Source organism: uncultured Sphingomonas sp. (genome assembly GCF_946477935.1).
Classification (GTDB): domain Bacteria; phylum Pseudomonadota; class Alphaproteobacteria; order Sphingomonadales; family Sphingomonadaceae; genus Sphingomonas.
The window spans coordinates 1-3,257 of sequence record NZ_CAMLAC010000320.1 but is presented as its reverse complement, the minus strand read 5'-3'; the positions used below and the strand labels follow the sequence as shown (position 1 = coordinate 3,257).

Annotated in this window: 3 protein-coding genes; all 3 read right to left on the bottom strand. The window is 67.5% G+C overall.

Annotation, left to right across the window (positions count from 1 at the left end; translation table 11 throughout):
• Positions 1 to 1,407, bottom strand: a 1,407-nt coding sequence (locus tag Q0U08_RS19240; RefSeq protein WP_367271166.1) for a LamG-like jellyroll fold domain-containing protein, incomplete at its 3' end; no start/stop codon positions are given.
• 22 nt (positions 1,408 to 1,429) lie between these two features.
• The gene (locus Q0U08_RS19235; protein WP_298093369.1) at positions 1,430 to 2,713 is read right to left on the bottom strand and encodes an MFS transporter; all 1,284 of its coding nucleotides are present in this window, start codon (positions 2,711 to 2,713) and stop codon (positions 1,430 to 1,432) included.
• Between the two features lie 28 nt (positions 2,714 to 2,741).
• The coding region (locus Q0U08_RS19230) for a 2-keto-4-pentenoate hydratase (RefSeq protein ID WP_298093367.1) at positions 2,742 to 3,257 on the bottom strand (516 nt) is incomplete at its 5' end.

Genomic DNA, 3,257 nt, shown 5'->3' with positions numbered 1-3,257 from the left:
GCCTGCGCCAACCGCGGCCTTGATGCCGGTGCTGGGTAGCGCGACGACGGTGCTGCGTTCCTCGGGGGCGAAGCGGCCGGCGATCCAGGCGTTCAGCTCGCCAAGCGCGGCCAGCGTGGGGGCGGCGGCGGCGTTGACGGTGTAGCTGAGCTGGAAACTGCCCGCCGGCACGGCGCCGGGCGTGACGTCATAGGCCCAGAGTTCCTGAATCGGCTGTTCGGCCATGCGGTTGGTGAAGCGCAGGCGGCCGCCCTGTCGGGGCGCGATGGCGGTGACGCTGCGCACCACGCCTTTGGGGCGATCGGCGAGCGGGGAGTAGTTCTGCCCGTCGACGGAAAACGCTAGCGTGCCATAGGCGGCACCGCGCAGCTCGATGCGGTTGATCCGCTCGGTCGGTGGGATGGCGAGATCGTAGGTTCGGCCGCCCTCCACATAGGTGTTCCAGTCGGGCAGCTCGAAATAATCATGGCGGCCGGGCAGGGCGGAGCGGTTGTAGACGCCGGGCCATGTCGTCTCGGCGATGCCGTCGACGCCCTTCCACATCCATTGCTTCAGGTCGCGGGCGTCGGCGAACTCGACCTTGCGGACGCGGGTGACGGGATCGGTGAGCAGCGGGGGCTTTGCCGCGTCCCAGCCATATCGGTGGAGCCAGGCTGCGCGGGTGCCCGTCGATTTCGGGACGGGTACGGGATCGCCTTTGGTGGCCAGCGCGGCGATGTCGGTGGGGTCCAGCGCGGCATCGTAGATGCGCAGTTCGTCGAAATCGGAGCCGCGCATGAAATTGTAGCGGCTCTGCACCTGATGCGGCGCGATGACGCGGGCGGCAAAACCGAACTGGTCCAGCCCGGCGTCGAGATCGGCGCGGATGTCGGCGCGGGCAACCTCGCGGCCCTCGACATACAGGCGAACGCCGGTGGCCTCGTCCCAGGTGAAGGCGAGATGCTGCCATGCCGCGGGGTCGGGGCGCTGCGGCATGGCCCACGAAACGCGGACTCGCGAAAGGTTGGCATCGGTGACGAAGGCGTCGAAGCCGTGGCCGTTCCAGTCGATGCGCAGGAACGCCATGTCCCAACTGCTGTGATCGGCATAGCCGGCGCGAAAGATGACGAACGGCGCCTCGCCGACCGGATCGCGGGCGCGCCAGAAGAAGGACAGCGTGCCGCGCGCCGCGGCGATGTTGCCGGGGGCGCGCCACGCGACATAGCCGTCATCCTGCCAGCGCGCCGCGCCGCCGATCGCGCCATCGCCCACGACGCTGACGCCGCTGCGGAAATTGGGGACGGGATCGCCGGTCGCCTGCTCCGCGGTCAGGTTCTGGTCGGCGGAGAGGCGGAAGGTGAGCGTCTGTGCGGATACCGGAGCGGCGGCCGCCGTTCCCAGCGCGAGCAGTGAACAGGCGGTACGCAGCAACGGAGTCTCCCGGATAGGATCAGGCCTGGACGCGGGCGAGGCGCGGGCTGAGCAGGTGGATGACGATGATCGCGATCAGATAGGCCGATCCGGCGACCACGAAGATCGGCGTGTAGCTGCCCGTTGTCTCAAGGATGTAGCCGGTGAACTTGGACATCAGCATGCCGCCGATGGCGCCCATCGTCCCGCCGATGCCGACGACCGATCCGATCGCGGCACGCGGGAACATGTCCGACGGCAGCGTCAGCAGGTTCGCGGAAAAGGCCTGGTGCGCGGCGGTCGCCAGCCCGATGATGCCGACCGCGACCCAAAGGTTGCTGGCATATTGCGCGAACATGATCGGCATGACGAGGAAGGCGCAGGCGAGCATGGTCAGCTTGCGGGCGGCGTTCGCCGACAGGCCACGCTTCATCAGGCGCGACGACGACCAGCCGCCCAGCACGCTGCCGGCATCCGAGATCAGGTAGATCGCGACCAGCGGCGGGCCGAAGCTGAGCAGGTCGAGGTCATAGGTCTTGGCAAGGAAGTCGGGCGTCCAGAACAGGAACAGCCACCAGACGGGATCGATCAGGAACTTGCCGAGCGCAAAGGCCCAGGTCTCGCGGTAGCGCAGCAGGCGGCCCCAGGAGATCGGCGTGACCGGATCGGCGGGATCGGATTCGATCAGCGCCAGCTCGGCCGCACCCAGCTTGGCATGCTCGCGGGGGCGGCGATACATCGCCAGCCATGCGACCAGCCACACCAGGCTGACCACGCCGGTGATGATGAAGGCCATGCGCCAGCCATAGGCGATGGTGATGACGGGCACGATCAGCGGGGTGATGATCGCGCCGACATTGGCGCCGGCGTTGAACACGCCGGTGGCAAAGGCGCGTTCGCGTGCAGGAAACCATTCGGACACCGCCTTCAGCCCGGCGGGGAAGTTGCCGCTTTCGCCCACCCCAAGGATGAAGCGCGCAACCGAGAACTGGAAGGCGTTGCCGACGAAGCCGCACAGGGTGTGGCCGAGCGTCCAGATGATGAAGGCGACCGTGTAGCCGATCCGAGCGCCGACCAGATCGACGATCCGCCCGAAGCTGAGATAGCCGATCGCATAGGCGGCCTGGAACCAGAAGATGACATCGGCATAGGTCGTCTCCGACCAGCCGAGTTCGGCGGAGATGGTCGGCTTCAGCACACCGATCATCTGGCGGTCGACATAGTTGATCGCGGTGGCCGCGAACAGCAATGCGCAGATGCCCCAGCGATATCGGCCCACCCGGCCGGCCGCAGCAGCGACCTCCGGCGTCACGTCGATGGCCATGCCTTCCTCTCCCCTTGATTCGTCCTTGTCAGGTCGACGCCGTGATGGTGCAGGCCAGGCGATAGCTGCCGTCGAAGCGTGCCTCCACCCGGTCGCCGACCGCAACAGGATGCACACCGGTTACCGCCCCTGTCGAGACCCATTGTCCGACAAGTAGCGGTTTACCGCGTGCGGCGAGGTGTTCGGCCAGAAAAGCGACCGCGCCGAACGGGCCGTCCAGCATGTCGGCGGCGATGGCCGCGCCGATACGCTCGTCGTTGATCCAGAGTTCGACCGGCCAGCACAGCAGGTCGGTATCGCGCCAGTCGGGCACCGCGGCGCCGATGACGAGGCCGTTGTTGTTGCCGAAGTCGGAAATGGTGACCAGCGCGCCATCGGCGTTGATGTTTGGATAGGGCGAACTGGCAATCTCGATGCCGACATGAACCGCATCGACCAGCGCGCGCGCGTCGTCGCGGGTGAAATGGCGCTGGGCGGGATCGGGCGCGGTGCCGATCCGCATCAGGAACTCGGCCTCCGCCGCGGCAAAGCCGCCGGCATAGAC

What these genes read in the sequence shown, in the direction of transcription:
- Q0U08_RS19235 (WP_298093369.1), bottom strand. Translation starts at nt 2,713, where the DNA reads ATGGCCATCGACGTGACGCCGGAGGTCGCTGCTGCGGCCGGCCGGGTG.